The following is a 19,020-nucleotide window of genomic DNA, read 5'->3' as shown; positions in this document are numbered from 1 at the left end:
ATGAGTTTGTCTTTAGTAACTGTAATATAACTTCATTTAACTGAATATTCAGAAATATATTTTATGAAAAGGTGGGGATTTATTTATGAAAAGACCGTGGCTTGCGTTTTATCCTGAAGCTATTCCTCATGAGATTACGGCTCCGTCCATTTCCATATATCATATTTTAAGTGATTCAACAGAGCTAGTTCCAAATAATGTGGCGGTGATCCAAGATGATATCGAGACTACCTATACTGATCTAAAGAGATACGTCGATTGTTTGGCATCATCTTTAGCGGAAGGTGGGTTTAAAAAAGGTGATTTACTTGCGATTATGCTTCCGAATTGCATAGAATACATCATTGCTTTTTTTGCTGTACAACGTCTTGGAGGAATTGTCGTACAGGTAAATCCGATGTATCAGCCAAGAGAGTTAGAGCATATCCTTGAAGATTCAGGTGCCAGCTGGTTTGTAACCTACCAGGAGCAAGTAGAAAAATTGGAAAAGATTGGTTATTTAAATGAATTAAATTTGATTATTGCTGACGGAGCAACGACGGAGAAAAATCATTTGTACTCCATGATAAAAAGAGGGAAAAATCCACCTCCAGCAGCGGATGTTGATGCTGAAAATGATGTTGCCATTTTGCAGTATACGGGCGGGACTACAGGAAGATCAAAGGGCGTTATGGTTACACATCATAATGTGATTAGTAATCTTTATCAAATCATGGCACAAGGTGCTGCGACAGCGGATGAAAATGAAAATATTACTCCGCGCGGCTTAGGGATAGCTCCGATGTTTCATGCGATGGGATTGACAGGGATGAGCTTAACGATTTTTGCTGGTGGGACGTTCATTCCGATCAAGCGTTTCGTTTTGGATGAAGTAGTCGAATGTATAAAAAAATATAGGCCAACCAGTTTTAGCGGTTCACCTACCATGTATATCGCATTACTAAATCACCCAAGAATCACTTCAGAAGACTTACAATCTATCAAAACGTACTCAAGTGGTTCGGCACCATTATCGGTCGAAGTAATGACAAGGTTTGAAGAAATTTCCAAAAACTCAATAAGTGAAGGATATGGACTTTCTGAAGCGACCACAATGGTCACTAAAAATCCGAGTGTTGGTGTCAGGAAGCCAGGAAGTGTCGGAATTCCTGTTTCAAGTACAGATTGCCGGATTGTTGATGTTGAAACTGGCTTAGAAGATGTCGAAACTGGACAGACGGGCGAATTGATTATAAAGGGACCGCAAGTCATGAAAGGTTACTGGAAAAACGAAGAAGAAACTGCTAAGGCACTAAGGGATGGCTGGCTATATACAGGGGATTTGGCTGTAATGGATGAAGATGGCTATATTTTTATAGTCGGAAGAAAGAAAGATATGATCATTGCCAGCGGCTACAATATCTATCCAATTGAAATTGAAGAAGTTTTATATAAAATGCCTCAAGTAAAGGAAGTATGTGTTTATGGTGTTCCTGATCCATATCGCGGTGAAACGGTAAAAGCGGCGATTTTATTAAAAGACAATGCGGTTTTAACGGAACAGGAAGTAGAAGATTGGTGCAATCAGAATTTGGCCCGTTATAAGGTCCCTAGACAGATTGAATTCTGGGATGAGCTGCCTAAAACAGCAGTTGGGAAAATACTGCGGACAAAATTAATAGAAATGGAAAAGGAAAAACTAGCAGAGAAAAAGAATTAGTCCCATAGACTAGATGTATAGGAGGATGTAAAAATGGCATTAACAAATCGTGAAATACTATTAGCAAGCAGACCTGTTGGGATGCCGACAGAGGAAAATTTCAGTTTAGTTGAGAATTCCGTTCCGAACATTTCAGGTGGAGAAGTATTAATTAAGACGCTTTACTTATCTGTGGATCCCTATATGCGCGGCAGAATGAGAGGAGTAAGGACTTATGTGGATCCGTTTGAACTAGGAAAACCATTAACGGGAGGCGTTGTTGGGAAAGTTATAGAATCCAACCATCCTAACTTTAAAGTTGGAGAAATTGTTGAGGGTCGGTTAAATTGGGCTGATTATTCAACATCGGATGGCAGTAATATCAGAAAAGTTGACCCATCCATTGCACCGATCTCAACAGCAATTGGAGCAGTAGGTATGCCAGGATTGACTGCCTATTTTGGGCTGCTGTATATCGGTAAGCCTAAAGAAGGAGAGACAGTGGTTGTTTCAGGGGCAGCAGGAGCGGTTGGAACGATCGTTGGACAGATTGCTAAGATTAAAGGGTGCCGAGTTGTTGGAATTGCTGGTACAGAAGAAAAATGTCAATACTTAGTAAATGAATTAGGTTTCGATGTTGCGGTCAATTACAAAACGGAGAATGTTTTAGACTCTTTAAAGAAGGCATGTCCAAATGGTGTAGATGTTTACTTTGATAATGTCGGCGGCGAGATTTCTGATAGTGTCATGACTTTGATCAATTTCCAATCTAGAACAGTTCTTTGCGGACAAATTGCACAATACAATGATGTGAAACCTAGCTTAGGGCCTCGCATACAGGTCCAGTTAATTCAAAGAAGCTCTATGATGCAAGGTTTTATTGTGGGTGATTTTAAAGAAAGAAATGAAGAAGGATATAATCAGCTTGGGAAATGGGTTCAATCAGGGGAAATCAAATATCATGAAAATATTGTAGACGGGTTAGAAAATGCGCCTAAAGCTTTTATGGGATTATTTACTGGTGAAAACATTGGAAAACAGCTAGTAAAGGTTTCCGAAGAATGAATAAACCAGCGGGGCATGGCTTTCGCTAGACAATGAGAAGAAGAGGAGGATTATCCTTCTCTTCTTCTCATTTATTCAGAATTTGAATGTAAATTCATATTTTGAAAATACAGAAAATATAGAATTGACAGAAATAATATATAAATATAAAATAATCATAGATGATATTAATAGTTTTACTAGTTTAGACATTAGAGGAGGATCATTATGAGCTTTAAAAACAAGTATTTTAAATGGATTGCTGGATTGCTGATGGTATTTTTATTAGCTGCCTGCAACAGCGATCAATCAAGCTCAAGTTCTAGTTCAAATCAATCAACTGAAGGAGGAAGCAAAGCGCAAAGTGAAAATGGTGCTCAGCAAGGGGTTACTGACGATGAAATTAAGGTTGGTCTTTCCGCTCCGCAGACTGGACCATTAGCCGTCTACGATGCATTCCGAAAAGGGATGGATTCTTATTTTAAATATGTAAATGAAAATGGCGGGGTGCATGGCCGGGAGTTAAAATTAATTGCTTATGACGATCAGTATCAGCCTGCTAAGGCGGTACCATTTGCTAGAAGACTTGCAGAGGATGACAAAGTTTTCTTAGTAGCTGGGAATATGGGAACGGCAGCACTTCAAGCGACGAGAGACATCTTTATTGATAATGGTGTTCCGATGCTGATGTCAGGTTCTGGGATTTCAGATTTCATTAAGCCGCCTGTGAAAGGTTGGTATGGATCTTCTATGATCAATTATGAAGTTGAAGCACAAATCATGCTGGATTACGCAATTAATAATTTAGGCGCTAAGAAAATTGCCGTTGCTTATCAAAATGATGATTTCGGGAAAACACCATTAAATGCTCTTAAAGAGGCTTTGAAAAAGTATCCTGATGTCGAATTAGTTGCTGAAGTTACCTATCTGCCACAAGATACGGAATTCAGCTCACAAGCTCAAAAGATTGACCAAGCAAATCCAGATACACTATTTAATTTTGGTGTTATGGCTCCTGCGGTTAACTTAAAAAAGGCTCTTTATAAAATTGGCAGAGACGATCTGAATTATATCGTATGTTCAGTTGCTGGGGGTGACACAAATGCTTTTGAATTAGCTGGTGAAGGCGTTTGGGATGGAACATATAGCGGCGGTGTTATGGCAAGTATTGATGATGATAGTAATGAAAAAATTAAATTGTTTAAAGAACGTTTCAAAAAGGAATACGGAAGTGACCCGATTACTGGTTTTGCTCAAAGCGGCTGGGCCGTTGCGCAAGTGGTAGTGGAGGCTCTTGATAGAACAGGTGAAGACCTGACTTGGGACAAATTTAATGAAGCGATTTATACATTTGATAACTGGGAAGATTCCATGTACACGAGTATCTCATTCTCCGAAAATAACCACTATGGTATTACAAAAATGTTCATGACAAAAGCAGAGGATGGAAAATTAGTACAAGTAACAGACTAGATTTCCTTCGATCCTGAAACAGGCGAAATTACGCTTCCTGACGCCGAATAGTTCATTTCCTGGACATGGAGATTCCATGTCCAGTTTCATTATATAGACTCGTTAAATAAAAGAGACTATGCCATTTTAGAGATAACTGTACAAAATTTGCATACCTATAGATACTAGATAGAAATACCACGTATTTATATTATTTAAAAGAATAGGAAGTGATGAAATGACAACAGAACGAGTAAAAGAATGTTTATTGCCATTAAATGGTGTTCATAATTTTCGGGATATGGGCGGTTTAAAGACAAGTGACGGCCGCAAAGTGAAAAGAGGAATTTTGTTTCGTGCAGCTGAACTAACAGGTCTAACGGAAGAAGATAAAAAATACTTGGAATCCATCGATTTCAAATGCGTCTTTGATTACCGCAGACGAGGGGAAGCGGAACGAAAGCCGGATCCCGTCATTGGAAAAGCGGTTAATGAAAGGGTCTCTGTAATGGAAGAAGATAATATTACTACATACATCTTTAAGGAAGATGGAGACAAAGAGTATTATAGTCAATTTACTGCGGAAAGATTTTTAAGAATTTATGGAGAAATGCCTATCCAAAACCAATCATATAAAAGGTTAATGGAAAGGTTGAAAAATCCTGAAGAAAACTTGCCGCTAGTCCATCATTGTACTGGTGGCAGGGATCGAACGGGCGTAGGAGCCATGATTATATTAATGACTTTGGGTGTCCCCTATGAGACGGCACTAGAAGATTACTTACTTTCGAATATTGCATTAGAAGATTATCATAATAGAATCTTCGATAAAACTTCAGCATTTTTTACGAAAGAAGAATTAGATGCATTTAAAAACTCCTTTCCTTTACGTGAAGATTATCTTCACTCCGCTTTTGATGCCATTAATACGACATATGGAGACTTTGACACATATATACAGAAGGAGTTTGGCATTACGAAAGAAATTCGTAAAAACATCCAGGATTATTGTTTAGAATAAGATGTTAGACAGAAGACAGTATGCAGGAGTGCTGCTGTCTTTTTTGTGCACATTAAAAGACTGTTGTCGTATTAGCACACAATAGGAAACAAGATTGTCGTTATAGTGTTATGCTTTATTTATTTATCAGATAATTTCGAATTGACTATATAGTTTAAATAAGATACTATTTTAACTATAGGAATCATATACCGTTTAACGGTAAAAGTTTTTGTTTTGCTAACTTATTGTAAAGAGGTGACATGGAATGAAAGCGCTACAAATACCTGTAGTAGAACTTCCTAAAGAAACTGATGAATTAAGAAGAGAAATTAGGCAGTTTTTAAAAGAAGAGATCGAAAATGGTTCAATCGTTCCAAAATGTGATTGCTGGTTAAGTGGATTTTCAGCGGAATTTTCAAAAAAGATGGGTGAACGCGGCTGGATTGGGATGACATGGCCGAAGAAATATGGAGGAGGAGAACGTTCCTCTGTTGAGAGATACGTAGTAACGGAAGAAATGCTTGCAGCAGGTGCACCTGTGTCAGGGCATTGGATCGCAGACCGTCAATCAGGTCCCCTATTCCTAAAGTTTGGAACAGAAGATCAAAAGCAATTTTTCTTGCCTAAAATTGCAAAAGGTGAATGTTTTTTTGCGATTGGGTTGAGTGAACCGAATGCAGGTTCAGATTTGGCAAATATCCAGACAAGAGCAGTTAAAGTGGATAATGGCTGGGTTTTAAATGGAAGTAAAATTTGGACGAGTGGAGCACATGTTGCTCACTATTCTATTGTCCTATGTCGTACATCACCTCAAGATCCTAATAATCGTCATGCAGGCATGAGTCAGTTAATTGTTGATTTAAAGGCACCGGGCGTCACGATTAGACCGATTCATTTAATGACGGGAGAACATCATTTTAATGAAGTTTTCTTTGAAGATGTCTTCATTCCAGATGAAATGGTAGTAGGAGAAGTCGGAAATGGCTGGGCACAGGGGATGGCAGAATTAGCATATGAGAGAAGTGGCCCTGAACGAATCTTAAGTACATATCCTCTTTTAAACGAATTGACGAACATTTTGGTCGAAAATAAGGATCGAAATGGATTAAAGCAAGTAAGTCGATTAGTTTCTAGAATGTGGACATTACGTAATATGTCTTTGGGAATAGCCCAACTGCTAGAAGAAGGTGTTCCTTCTAATATCATCGCTTCATTAGTAAAGGATATGGGAACGAAATTTGAACAAGAGATTGCTGAGATTACGAGACTATTAGTTTCAGTTGTTCCGTCTACGGACTCTGAATCTCTTATTGAAAAATATTTAGCACAATCCATTCTGCAGTCGCCAGGCTTTACTTTGCGCGGCGGCACTAATGAAATCCTGCGTGGAATCATTGCGAAGGGGGTTATCCAACAATGAGTGAAATGAAAGAAATGATCATCGAGTCAGCTTCAAAAATGTTTGAAAAATATTCAACAAAAGAAGCAGTAAATGAATCGGAAAAAGGCGTCTGGGCAGGTGATTTATGGAATAGCCTGGCTGAAAATGGCATGTTGACTGTTGCTGTCCCTGAAGAATTAGGAGGAAGCGGCGGGGATTATGATGACGCATTAAGCATCCTTCGCTTAGCAGGGAAATACTCTGCACCGATTCCCCTTGCAGAAACGTATATGGCGAATTGGTTATTAGCTAAATTTGATATTCCTGTAGGAAATGATATTTTAACAGTTGCATACGAAAAAAATATGCAGCCGTTTCAGTTCAATAAAGATGGAGAGGGTTTTGTCGTTACTGGTAAAGCCAAAAATGTTCCTTGGGCAAGATATGCGGACAAGCTGATCGTTTTGGGAGAAACATCAGATGGAACGATCTTCTCTCTGCTTGACCTAAAGGATGCACAAATTAATCAAGGTAAAAATATGGCTGGGGAAGCAAGAGATGAAGTAATATTCGATCATGTCTTTGTTAATGATCCTGTTAATAGATTTATTGGAAGAGATGATTTTGAAAAAACGGTTCTTTATAGTGGTGCTCTAACAAAAAGTGTCCTAATGGCAGGTGCCTTGGAGAAAATCTTAGAAGTGACGATTAACCATACGAATGAGAGAAATCAATTTGGCCGACCGCTGCACCGTTTTCAAGCCATTCAGCATCATATTGCACATTTAGCTGGGGAGTCTGCTTCTGCAGGGCTAGCAGCAAGCTATGCTGTTGATTCATTTGAAAAGGATCCATTCTCAAAGGAAATTGCACTTGCAAAAATCCGTGTTAATGAAGCGGCTGGGAAAGGGAACCCAATTGCCCACCAAGTTTTAGCGGCAATCGGATTTACGTACGAGCATACATTACATCATAGCACTCGCAGACTTTGGTCTTGGCGGGATGAATTTGGTACGGAATCGGAATGGGAAGAAGTCGTAACAGATGAATTATTGAATTTAGATAAAGACGGACTTTGGTCGTTGATAACAGGTGTAGAAAATTATTCAAAAGAGGTGGAAGTGAAATGAGTGATTTAATTTTTACAGTTGAAAATCAGATTGCACGAATTGTGCTTAATCGTCCTGACAGCATAAACGCATTCAGTTTAGAAATGATTGATTTATGGATTGATGCATTAGAAACAGTCCGTGATTCAGACGATATTCGTGTCCTTGTAGTTTCAGGGAATGGACGCGGCTTTTGCTCTGGCGGTGACATTAAGGCAATGGCGAAAGGAGAAGGATTCCTTCAGAGTGATGGAGAGAAAGATTTATCCTCTACGGCGTTAGCTAGAAAAAATTCTCTATGGAAAAAAGTTCAAAGAATTCCTTTATTGCTTCAGGAAATTGATATTCCTGTAGTGGCATCACTGCATGGTATTGCCTTTGGAGCTGGGTTTGATATGACTTTGGCATGTGACATTCGTATTGCAGCTGAAAATACGAAAATTTCTGAAAGCTATCTCAATGTAGGAATTGTTCCTGGTGACGGGGCTGCATGGTTTTTACCAAGATTCGTAGGCACTGATAGAGCGTTGGAATTATTGTGGAATCGTACTGTCCTAACTGCCCAAGAAGCAAAAGATATGGGGCTGGTGACACATGTCGTTGCGGATGATCAATTACAGGAGTTTGTGGATCAGTATGTAGAGAAATTAGCTGCTGGACCTCAGGTAGCAATGCGTTTTACGAAGAGAGCAGTATATCAAGGGTTGAACCTAGATTTGCGTACACATTATGATATGATCTCGTCCGCTATGGGAATTGCAACAGAGCTGGAAGACTATCAAGAAGGCGTTAATGCTGTAATCGAAAAAAGAAAACCTAAATTTAAATAAGACTATTAAACTAAATAAAAAATTTGGTTTACTTCATTTTTTGACAGTAACGATAAAGATAATTGTTACTGTCTTTTTCATTTCTCTATATTAGTATAGGAATCATTATCTTTCTATTAAAGTTTTCTTCTTTGAAAGTGTTGATTTTATGATGTTTTTGATAAAATTAAAACCATGATTCGATTTTTTAATATTATATCAATAATAGATAATTTCAAATATATAAATTTTTAAAAATTGTTTGACAATAATATATAAAACATGCTAATCTTCTAATATGAATAAAAAGTGGTACATAAAACCGGCTATCGGTATAAGTGTAATTTTCAAAATTTACAAATATAAAAACAATGAGTTAAAAAAGTTTATCTGATACTAGATTCTAGCTTATTTAAAACAAATTTATAAAAGCGCTTTCAATCTAGTTGCAGAAAACAAAATGACTCAAAAAATGCAATTGAAAATTTAGCGAAGAGGTGAAAATTGAAATGAAAAAAATAGTTGGTCTTTTTGATGGCATTGACAAGGTGATGTCTATAATTGCATCGTTTACTTTGTTTGTAATGATGGTGTGGATCTTTCTGGACGTTACACTGCGGTACTTCTTCAATAGTCCGATACAAGGGACAATTGAGTTAACAGGTGAGTATTTAATGGTCCTGCTTGTTTATTTAGCGATTAGCCAGACACAAAAGCATGATGAGCATGTAAGAGTTACATTTTTAGAAGAAAAATTCTCTGAGAAAATGAAAAAGGTAACGAAATTCATTACAAACATTCTTGCAGCTCCATTCTTTTTATTCATTGCTTACTTAAATTTACAAGAAGGCCTTGAATATCTTGAGCAAAATATTAAATCAGTTGGTGTGTTGGATTATCCCTTAGCTCCCGCATTATTTATTATCTCTGTAGGACTCTTGATGATTGGATTAAGACTTATAATAGAATGTGTTGCCATCCTATTTCCGAAGCTTATTGCTCCAAGCACAATCATGAAGCCTGTAGATGACGAAGATATCAACATGCCTGTATAAAATAAACAGTAGTAGATTCATAGGAGGGAAGTTATGTTAGCATTAGGAATTGTCGTTTTATTATTAGTACTTTTATTTATAGGAATGCCAATTGGGTTTACCCTCATTGCTGTTGGTTCAATCGGAATCTATTTGGTTGGTGGACCTGATACATTTACAGGGATACTATCCTCAACAGCCTACAGAAGTGTAAATAGTTTTACATTAACAACGATCCCTTTGTTTATCTTGATGGCTAACTTTATTTCAAAAAGTAATATTGCTAAAGATTTATATGACGCGGTATTAAAGTGGATTGGGCATGTGCCAGGCGGTGTTGGGATTTCGACCGTTTTCGCAAGTGCTGGTTTTGGTGCACTATCCGGATCAAGTATTGCGGCTACATCGATCATGTCGAAAATTTGTGTTCCAGAAATGATTCGAGCTCGATATAAGGATTCTTTTGCTGCTGGTCTAGTTGCATCTTCAACGGGAACATTAGCGGTTATGATTCCACCAAGTGTTCCATTAATCCTTTACGCAGTTCAAACGGAAACATCAATTGGAAAGTTACTAATTGCCGGAGTTTTTCCTGGTATTCTATTAGCTCTTTTGTTATCTGCGTTCATCATTATTTCTTCGATCAAATTGGATAGCAAAATTGATAAATCCACATGGTTGGAAAGATTCGCTTCATTAAAGACGATTTGGCCGATGGTAATTTTAGTTGTAATTGTCATGATTGTAATCTACCAAGGGATTGGTACTTCTACAGAAGCGGCTGCCTTTGGTGCCTTAGGTGCTCTTGTGATCGGTTTAGCGATGAAGAGACTAAGCTTCAAGGATGTTATCAAGTCTCTTGTCGACACAACTCATCAAACTGCGATGATCTTTACCATTGTTATCGGTGGTTATATCTTTGCTTATTTCTTTACCTTAACAGGGACAGGTCAAAGTATTATGCTGGCTATCTCTGAAAGCGGATTATCAAAATGGGCGATCCTTGCGTTAATTATTGTATTCTACCTAATACTTGGTTTATTTATGGATTTGATTGGTTCATTAATCTTAACCTTGCCATTAATTTTCCCAATCGTTACTGGTTTAGGTTTTGATGAAATCTGGTTTGGTGTTGTCGTAGTACTTTTACTTGAAATTGGTCTAGTAACGCCGCCTGTAGGGATTAATCTATTCATTACAAGTAAATATTCTGGTATTCCGGTTCATAAAGTGTTCCTTGGCTCCTTGCCTTTCGTTGGAATACTCTTGTTAACCATCTTAATTTTGGTTATTTTCCCAGAAATCGCATTATATCTTCCAAATAATATGTAATTCAAGGTACTAGAATAGTAAAAATCTTGAACATTGGGGGAGGTGATGGTACTTAAAATTATAAAGTAACAGATATTGGCGTGTTTCCAGCTAACTACTTTCCTGATAATATGCCGTTAAGCAATGTGCTTGCAGGCTTTCCGAACTTAAGTAGTACTTCTGTTCAGGGAACTCTAGCATATAATGACCTTATACAGGAAAATGAGGCTCTACTAGAAACCGATTATTTAAAAAATGGGATCCGTCCTATCATGACAAACGTATCACCTGCTTATGAAATTTGGACTTCTTCCAAGGAAATAAGGGTACCAGAAGATGTTAAGGGTCTGAAAATTCGGACTCCAGGCGGCATTGCTAATGAAGTGTATCAAGAATTAGGAGCTACTCCAGTTTCAGTAGCGCACCCGGAGACATATGAAGCATTAGAAAAGGGAGTAATTGAAGCAGCAAGCTATTCAAGTGTTGCAGTAGAAGCTTCAGGAACGATTGAACTTTTAGATTATGCAATGTTCCCGCATTTAGGTACGGCAATTCATGGTATCGTTATTAATGAAAATGTATGGCAAGGTTTACCTGAAGATATTCAAAAGGCGATGATGGAAGCTGGCCAAGAAATGGTTAAATCTTCTGGAGAAAAATATGATGCTGATACAAAAGCATTTAATGAGGAATTTGCTAAACAAGGTACAATTGTAGAATTAACAGAAGAAGAAGATGCACAGTGGATTAAAGCTTATGATGAATTTACAAAAAAATGGTTAGAAGATCATAAATCAGATGGCCATCCATATGAAGAAGTGTTGAACGCTTATAAAGAAAACTTAAAGAAGTATCAATAATATTTTAGAGAAAAAAATTTATGTTTTAAAAATGATATAGAAAATCTATTTTATCTTTGAGATGGATGAGTTCTTTTAGAAGAGACACTTTATCTCAAAGTAATTTTTTGAATTAAATTATTAGAATATTTTAAATATAAAAAATAATTTCAGATGCAAAATTATTTTTTACATACAAAAAATGAAAGATTAGGTGTGGTTAAAATGCCATCTACTTTTTTACCTACTGCTAATAATGATAGCAGGGTACCAATTCAAGAGAATAAGATCGTCTACTTGTGGGGGCTTACAACCTGGTTTGTTGTTATGAATACAACGATGTTTAATGTAGCGTTACCCTCAATTTTAACAGATTTATCATTAAGTTCTTCGACGGCAGCATGGATTGTATCGGGATACTCAATCGCATTTGCTATTTCAACATTGACATTTAGCAGACTTTCCGACTATTTACCGATTTCGCGGTTATTGTTAGGTGGTTTGACAGTGCTTGGTTTAGCTTCCTTATTAGGATTTTTCTCGACAAATTTTATTGTACTGTTAAGCAGCCGGATTCTTCAGGCCATCGGGGCTGGTGCTGTACCGGGCTTAGGGATGATTGTTGCAGGACGTTTTATTCCCTTGGCTAGACGTGGAAAAGCAATGGCAATTATTGCTTCTGGTGCTTCATTAGGGTTTGGACTTGGACCTGTTATAGGTGGAATCGTCACGCAGTACTTAGGCTGGAATTTTCTTTTTGCTGTTACGCTGCTTGTCGTTTTGCTTATTCCTTTTTTTAATGTTCTCATGCCAAAAGAAGAAGTTAAGAAAGGACAATTTGATTTAGTTGGGGCAGTGCTTACAGCTGTCAGTGTGACAGGTATACTCCTCTATTTATCTACTTTTTCATACAGCATTCTTTTCATAACAATCATCCTGTCTGTGGTGTGGTGGATATATCTTAATAAGAAGGATGTACCGTTTATTCAGCCTGACCTGTTTAAACATGGCCAATACTTGAAGCTGCTATTAATTGGATTTTTAGCTTTCTTTTTAAATTTTTCAAACTTATTTTTAATGCCGATTATCCTTTCACATGTATTTAATAAAGAGCCTGTTGAAGTCGGGATGATCATCTTCCCAGGAGCGATTTTAGCTATGCTGGCTGGCCAGGTTATTGGCAGATTAATAGACCGATATGGAACACCGCCAGTTACCTTCTTTGGGCAATTTTTTCTGATCATTGCTGCGTGCTTATTTGCCTATCTATCAACGATTTCTCCATACTATATTCTCACTACATATATGTTCGCAAGTATCGGTTTTGCAGCATTAAATACAAGTATCTCTAATGAAGTAACACGGATCTTACATAGGGATAAAATCGGTGCCGGAATGGGGATCCTTCAGTTGATCCAGTTTGTTGGGGGAGCAATCGGAGTTACGATATCTGGTATTTTAATCACTGCCCAGGATGGTTTTCCGGCTGCAGTCATGTACAGAAATATTTACTTGGTCATATTCGCTTTAATGATTTTTGCATCCATCGTTTATGTCTTTTATTTTAAAAAGTTAAAAATGGAAGTTGAAAAGGCTGTTCAATAAATCTTGAAGGAGGAAATTGAGATGGAATTAAATTTAAATGGAAAAGTAGCTCTTATTACGGGGGGAAGTAAAGGAATTGGGCTCGCTACGGCACTTTTATTAACGAAAGAGGGAGCAAAAGTTGCTATATGCGGGCGAGACGTCCATAAGTTAAAAGATGCCGCAGCGCTAATTAAAGAGGAAACAGGGCAGGACATTTTCTATTCATCAAAGGATGTAACGTTAAAACAAGATTGCGAGAATTTTGTGAAGGAAGCTGCTGCTCATTTTGGCGGGGTGGATATTTTAATTAATAATGCTGGACAATCTGCTGCACAGCCATTTGATTCTATTAATGAAGAAATGTGGAGAAAAGATCTAGATTTAAAACTGTTTGCTGCAATTAATTGTTCTAATGCTGTTCTTCCTTATATGAAAAATAAACACAGCGGCGTCATAGTTAATGTTACGGCAACCATTGCTAAAACTGCACCAGCATCGTCACTGCCTACATCAGTCAGCAGAATGGCAGGTATGACCCTAACAAATGCCATGAGCAAGGATTTAGGAAAATACAATATTCGTGTGAATACGGTGTGTATTGGTCTGATTAAAAGTGAACAAATCGAACGGAAATGGAAAAAAGACTTTAGCCATTTAACATGGGAGGAGTTCTCGCAAATGCCGGCACATAAAATCCCACTAGGCAGAATTGGAAATGCGGAGGAAGCTGCGAATACGATTGGTTTCTTAGTATCAGACGCCGCGTCTTATATAACAGGAACATCGATTAACATTGATGGCGGAAAAGGAGAAGCGCTGTAAGTGGCGGATATCAAAAACAAAAATAGAATAGAAGGAGAGAATCATTATGTTTAATTTTAAAGACTATGATCATGTGGCAATTGCTGTTCATGATCTGGAAGATGCAAAAAAGAAGTTTGAAGCTATGTTTGATGCGAAGTATATAAAGGAGGTAGTAATGGAAGGGTTAGCTGTTAAAGCTGCTTACTATCTGCTTGGAGAGACATTAGTAGGTTTGGAAACTCCTGTTGGCGATGGGGATATGAAGAGATATCTTGAAAAACGTGGGGAAGGAATTCATCACGTCGCTTTGTCCGTTACAAATTTAAAAGAGACCGCGGAGGAGCTTCGAAAAAAAGGGCTTAAGTTGATTGGACCGGAAGTGACAGAAGGGGTAAAGACTGAAGTATTTGTTCATCCGAAAAGCTTTTTTAATATTCTTCTTCAGGTGATGGAATGGGAGGAACCTTATCGGTCTTCACTCGAAAAACGAATTGAGTATTCTACTAGCGGGGATCATTAAGTCTAGTTGATTATTTGAGGTGAAAATAATAGAGGGGGATGAAAATGTCTGAGCTTGTCCTAAAAGATTTATTTAATAAGGCATTAGCTGATAATCATGATAAAATAGCGATTTCATTTAAAAATGAAGAATTGACGTATGAAGAGCTTAATAAGCTGGCAAACCAGCTCGCGCATGGTTTTCTTGCGAAGGGAATTAGTGTTGAGGATCCAGTGGCGATGATTATGTCAAATTGTATGGAATATGTCGTGACTGACATCGCAATTATGAAAAGCGGGGCAGTGAAGGTACCTCTCAACAATATGTTAGGTGAAACTGAAATCAAATATATGCTGGAAAATTCGCAATCGAAAGCAGCGATTGTAGGTCCTGAATTTTATTCCATTGTTGAAAAGATCCGAGAACAGATACCTTCTTTACAAATTGTTGTCGGTCTAACGGAAGATGTGCCAGATGGGTTTATAAGCTGGAAGGAATTTTTAACAGGCAAAAGTGATACCACACCAATTGTAGATGTAAAACCATCTAATACTGCGACGATTACGTATTCTGGAGGTACAACAGGACTTTCGAAAGGGATTGTCCAAACACAGAAAAAATTGGTGATGTCTTTATATTGTCATCTTATTGAACTTGAGATTGTCAGCGATGACAAAATTCTTGTGATGACACCACTGCCTCATAGTGGTGGGAGGTTTATCCAAACAGGTATTTTAAAAGGAGCAACCCACTTCATCTACGATAAATTTGACCCCATCCAGGCAATCAATGCCATCTTGGAGAAACAAATTACAATAACGTTTATGGTCCCAACGATGATTTATCGCCTTCTCGATACGATTGAGGAGAAGCAGATAGATGTTTCATCCCATAGTTTAAAAATGATGAGTTACGCCGCTGCACCAATTATGGAGGATAGGCTCAAACAAGGATTGGAAGTTTTCGGTCCTGTGTTCTTTCAGTTTTACGGACAGACCGAATGCCCTAATTTTATTACGCGATTAAAGAAAGAGGACCATAGCCTTGATGTTTGTAAGGTTCATAGATTGAGAAGCTGCGGTAAGCCATCTATTATGTCTGAGGTCAGAATTGTAAATGAAGACGGCGAAGAGGTAAATACCGGTGAGCAAGGTGAAATAACTGTTAAATCTCCATTTGTGATGGAGCGATATCATCAGCTGCCTGAAAAAACAGCTGAAACGATCATAAATGGCTGGCTGCATACTGGTGATATGGGGAAAGTGGATGAAGAAGGGTATGTCTATATCATGGATCGTAAGAACGATATGATTATTTCAGGTGGTATGAACGTTTATAGTACGGAAGTGGAGAATGTAATTCAGCAAGTTCCGGGCGTTCGCCAGGTTGCTGTAATTGGAATCCCTCACTCCGATTGGGGAGAGCAAGTTATTGCGTTTGTTATCGCAGATTCTTCTAATCTACCATCAGAAGAGGCAATTCTTCAGTACTGCAAGCAAAATCTTGCAAAATATAAATGTCCAAAAGAAATTAAGTTTGTACAGGAATTCCCGCTTACCCCGTATGGCAAGCTTGATAAAAAGACGTTAAGGAAACCATTTTGGCAAAATGCAGAAAGATCCATAAATTGATAAGTTTTCTGTTTAAAAGAGTTACGAAGTCTATTCAGTACTGAAGTGGTCAAAAAAATGGGGAGTGTTCATGGGATATGAGTGAAGATTATTCAATGCAGACGATCAGTCGTGCCATTCGAGTGTTGAAGTCCTTTTCCAATGATGAAAAAGAATTATCTCTTGCTGAGCTTCACCATAAGCTCGGTCTGTCTAAATCGAGCCTACAAAGAATTTTAAGTACACTAGTTAGTCATGGATTCCTAGAAAAAGATAATAAAAGAAAAACTTATAAACTAGGGATGGAACTTTACTATTTGGGGAATTTGGTAGAAGAGCATTCTCACTTGATATCCACGGCGAAGCCTTACTTGAGAAAGTTGCGTGACCGTTTGGGTGAGAATGTCTATTTAAATGTGATTGAAAACAATCAAAGAAAATGTATTGCATTAGAACAAGCGGAACAGGTATTGTTAGCGATTTCGCATATTGGTCACACTTCCCCTCTTCATGCGGGTGCTTCTGCAAAACTGCTTTTAGCTTATCTTGATCAAAATCAGATCGAGGATTATCTTCGTGAAAATGAGCTTGAAGCAGTAACAGATCAAACGATTTTAGATAAGGTGAAACTTCGGAAAGAGCTGCAGGACATTAGATACAGAGGTTATTCAATTAGTTATAGTGAACGTGTTCCTGGAGTTTGTTCTGTCAGTGCACCTATCTTTAATGCACGGAATGAAGTCGTGGCAGGTGTATCAGTTTCCGCCCCGTTAGTAAGAGTGAACGATGAGATTATTAACAACTTTATTGTAGCTATTAAAGAGATTGCGCAGTGTATAACTGAAGATTTGAATTTTTTAAAAAGAGCAGTTAAATAATCGAAAATAGTTAATTTAGGAACTTTTTAAACAATTATGAATTGACTATACATTGAAAGAACTATACAATTCAATTAGTGGTACAACATACCGTTTATCGAGAAGAAATAGATCTAAACCAGCAGAAATGAGGGTTCAAGTGGAACCTTTATTAATTAAAGGATAGAGAACACTCTTTCTGTTGTTGCACGGGATGCAAAAACTATCTCTTAATTCTATTATTTGAAAGCGCTTTATATTATTTCTATGAATCTTCATGTTAAACGGTTAAGAATGGAAGCGGGTGATAGATCGTTTTATAAAAAAGCATACGATAAAGCTTTGGTTGTATCGTTTAGAGGAAATTTTAAGTCAATAGGATCTAATCGTTGCGGCAAGAGAATGTTCATAGTAATAGCATGCATTTAAGCAACATGAATCATACTCTTTGCGACATATGAAAGGGGTATTTCTGTGAAAAAGAATAAGTTTTATTTATTTACAATGTTCTTTGCGATATTGACACTTGTCCTCGCAGGATGTGGTTCTAGCTCTTCAAGCGGCACTAGTGATAGTAATGCTGGCGGAGGCACGGATAGTGCTGAAAAAATCAAGCTGAAATTCGCTACATATTTCCCTGGAACATCTCCGATTTATACGGATTTTACTGAGCCATGGATGAATAGAGTGACTGAATTAACAGATGGACAAGTAGAATTTGACTACTATCCTTCAGAACAGTTAGGAAAAGCTGGTGATTTAATGACGTTAACAGGTGATGGTGTTACGGATTTAAGTATTTACCCAGCAAATTATTATCCTGACACGATGCCATATAGCCAAATGATCGCAAGCCTTCCGAACCTCAGTGAAAATACTGATCAAGGAACAAAGGCATTTAATGATTTGCTAAAGGAAAATACAACTTTAGTAGAAACAGATTATTTAAAGAATGGCGTAAGACCGCTCGTTGCGCAGGTATCGCCGAATTATGAACTGTGGACAACAGGCAAGGAACTACGTGTGCCATCAGATTTGAAGGGGCTAAAAATTAAGACTCCAGGTGGGATTGCTAATAAAATGTATGAGTATTTTGGAGCTGTTCCAGTTACGATTTCACATGCTGAAGTGTATGAAGCATTAGATCGCGGAGTGATTGATGTTGCGAGCTATTATAGCATGGCTGTTAAAAACTCCGGAACTGACGAACTGCTTAGATATGCCGTGTTTCCTCATATTGGGGCTGTTGTTCAAGGAATAAACATCAATGAAAATGTTTGGCAGAAGCTTCCTGAAAATATTCAGCAAGCAATGATCCAAGCTGGCAATGAAGTTATTGAACGAATTGGCCAAGTTTATGAAGAAGAGACACAAAAATTTAATGAAGAGTTTGTCGCAAATGGCGGTACGATTGCCGAATTAACGGAAGAAGAATTGCAGGAGTGGAGAAACGTAACAGAAGAGTTTACTGCAAAATGGCTAGAGGAAAATGCATCAGGTTCGTATCAATACAACGAAGTACTAGATGCGTATAAAGAGAAGTTAGCAGAGTACAAGTAATGTATTTTTATAGGGTATAAGAAAAACAAATGGTTGTTTGACTGCCGGGGGAACTCGGCAGTTTTTATTTTACTTAGGAGAACGATATTAGTATCTTTTCAACATTAGAATATTCAGAAAGGTAAAGGAGGTACTTGTAGAATTAACTGAAGAGGAACAGCAGCAATGGAAAACAGCAACAGAAAAGTTCACTCAAATTTGGTTAGAAAAGCATCAGTCTGATGGTCATCCATATGAAGAGGTATTAAATCAGTATAAAGAGCTCCTTAAGAAGTATAAAGAAAGAATAATAATTGATTGATGAAGACCGCTGTGCAGTGGATGCAGTTGAGGAAAGGTTCTCATAGCAAGGATGAAGACCGTTTAGCATTGGTTCCAGCAGAGGAAAGGTTCTCATAGCGGGGATGAAGACCGCTTTGCATTGGATCCAGCAGAGGAAAGGT

Annotated in this window: 16 protein-coding genes; all 16 read left to right on the top strand. The window is 37.8% G+C overall.

The genetic code is table 11. The features are described 5' to 3' along the window. The first annotated feature begins 85 nt into the window (after positions 1-85). The 16 genes from CZ487_RS15985 to dctP (CZ487_RS15910) all read left to right on the top strand — a co-directional run bounded on the left by CZ487_RS15985 (position 86) and on the right by dctP (CZ487_RS15910) (position 18,577). Entirely contained in the window at positions 86-1,699 is a 1,614-nt protein-coding gene (locus CZ487_RS15985; RefSeq protein WP_077213280.1) for a long-chain-fatty-acid--CoA ligase, read from the top strand. 33 nt (positions 1,700-1,732) lie between these two features. Then, positions 1,733-2,743, top strand: a complete 1,011-nt coding sequence (locus tag CZ487_RS15980) for an NADP-dependent oxidoreductase (protein WP_077213279.1) — start codon at positions 1,733-1,735, stop codon at positions 2,741-2,743. 207 nt (positions 2,744-2,950) lie between these two features. After that, entirely contained in the window at positions 2,951-4,195 is a 1,245-nt protein-coding gene (locus CZ487_RS15975; protein WP_077213278.1) for an ABC transporter substrate-binding protein, read from the top strand. 217 nt (positions 4,196-4,412) lie between these two features. Continuing rightward, the gene (locus CZ487_RS15970; RefSeq protein ID WP_077213277.1) at positions 4,413-5,195 is read left to right on the top strand and encodes a tyrosine-protein phosphatase; all 783 of its coding nucleotides are present in this window, start codon (positions 4,413-4,415) and stop codon (positions 5,193-5,195) included. A 247-nt stretch (positions 5,196-5,442) separates the two neighbouring features. After that, a complete protein-coding gene (locus CZ487_RS15965; protein ID WP_077213276.1) occupies positions 5,443-6,597 on the top strand; it encodes an acyl-CoA dehydrogenase family protein in 1,155 nt (384 codons plus the stop codon). Beyond that, positions 6,594-7,688, top strand: coding sequence for an acyl-CoA dehydrogenase family protein (locus CZ487_RS15960; protein WP_077213275.1), 1,095 nt, complete (start codon positions 6,594-6,596; stop codon positions 7,686-7,688). The genes CZ487_RS15965 and CZ487_RS15960 overlap by 4 nt, the downstream gene beginning before the upstream one ends. Beyond that, positions 7,685-8,497, top strand: a complete 813-nt coding sequence (locus tag CZ487_RS15955; RefSeq protein WP_077213274.1) for an enoyl-CoA hydratase/isomerase family protein — start codon at positions 7,685-7,687, stop codon at positions 8,495-8,497. The genes CZ487_RS15960 and CZ487_RS15955 overlap by 4 nt, the downstream gene beginning before the upstream one ends. A 488-nt stretch (positions 8,498-8,985) precedes the next feature. Then, complete coding sequence (locus CZ487_RS15950) at positions 8,986-9,531, top strand: TRAP transporter small permease (RefSeq protein WP_077213273.1); 546 nt, start codon at positions 8,986-8,988, stop codon at positions 9,529-9,531. A gap of 33 nt (positions 9,532-9,564) precedes the next feature. Then, complete coding sequence (locus tag CZ487_RS15945) at positions 9,565-10,842, top strand: TRAP transporter large permease (protein WP_077213272.1); 1,278 nt, start codon at positions 9,565-9,567, stop codon at positions 10,840-10,842. An 80-nt stretch (positions 10,843-10,922) separates the two neighbouring features. Next, a complete protein-coding gene (gene dctP, locus CZ487_RS15940; RefSeq protein ID WP_077213271.1) occupies positions 10,923-11,681 on the top strand; it encodes a TRAP transporter substrate-binding protein DctP in 759 nt (252 codons plus the stop codon). A gap of 204 nt (positions 11,682-11,885) precedes the next feature. Next, positions 11,886-13,265 carry an MFS transporter gene (locus tag CZ487_RS15935; RefSeq protein WP_077213270.1) on the top strand — a complete coding sequence of 460 codons (1,380 nt, stop codon included), beginning with the start codon at positions 11,886-11,888 and terminating at the stop codon, positions 13,263-13,265. A 21-nt stretch (positions 13,266-13,286) separates the two neighbouring features. Then, the gene (locus tag CZ487_RS15930) at positions 13,287-14,069 is read left to right on the top strand and encodes an SDR family NAD(P)-dependent oxidoreductase (RefSeq protein WP_077213269.1); all 783 of its coding nucleotides are present in this window, start codon (positions 13,287-13,289) and stop codon (positions 14,067-14,069) included. A 46-nt stretch (positions 14,070-14,115) separates the two neighbouring features. Next, positions 14,116-14,571 carry a VOC family protein gene (locus CZ487_RS15925; RefSeq protein WP_077213268.1) on the top strand — a complete coding sequence of 152 codons (456 nt, stop codon included), beginning with the start codon at positions 14,116-14,118 and terminating at the stop codon, positions 14,569-14,571. 44 nt (positions 14,572-14,615) lie between these two features. Next, on the top strand, positions 14,616-16,181 hold the full coding sequence (locus CZ487_RS15920; RefSeq protein WP_161949656.1) for an AMP-binding protein: 1,566 nt from the start codon (positions 14,616-14,618) through the stop codon (positions 16,179-16,181). A gap of 77 nt (positions 16,182-16,258) precedes the next feature. After that, positions 16,259-17,038, top strand: a complete 780-nt coding sequence (locus tag CZ487_RS15915; protein WP_077213266.1) for an IclR family transcriptional regulator — start codon at positions 16,259-16,261, stop codon at positions 17,036-17,038. 453 nt (positions 17,039-17,491) lie between these two features. After that, on the top strand, positions 17,492-18,577 hold the full coding sequence (dctP, locus tag CZ487_RS15910; protein WP_077213265.1) for a TRAP transporter substrate-binding protein DctP: 1,086 nt from the start codon (positions 17,492-17,494) through the stop codon (positions 18,575-18,577). Positions 18,578-19,020 lie beyond the last annotated feature (443 nt).

Origin of the sequence: Robertmurraya dakarensis (assembly GCF_900156875.1) — a bacterium.
GTDB lineage: Bacteria > Bacillota > Bacilli > Bacillales > Cytobacillaceae > Robertmurraya > Robertmurraya dakarensis.
The sequence above is the reverse complement of the archived record's forward strand: the minus strand, read 5'-3'. Positions and strand labels throughout refer to the sequence as shown.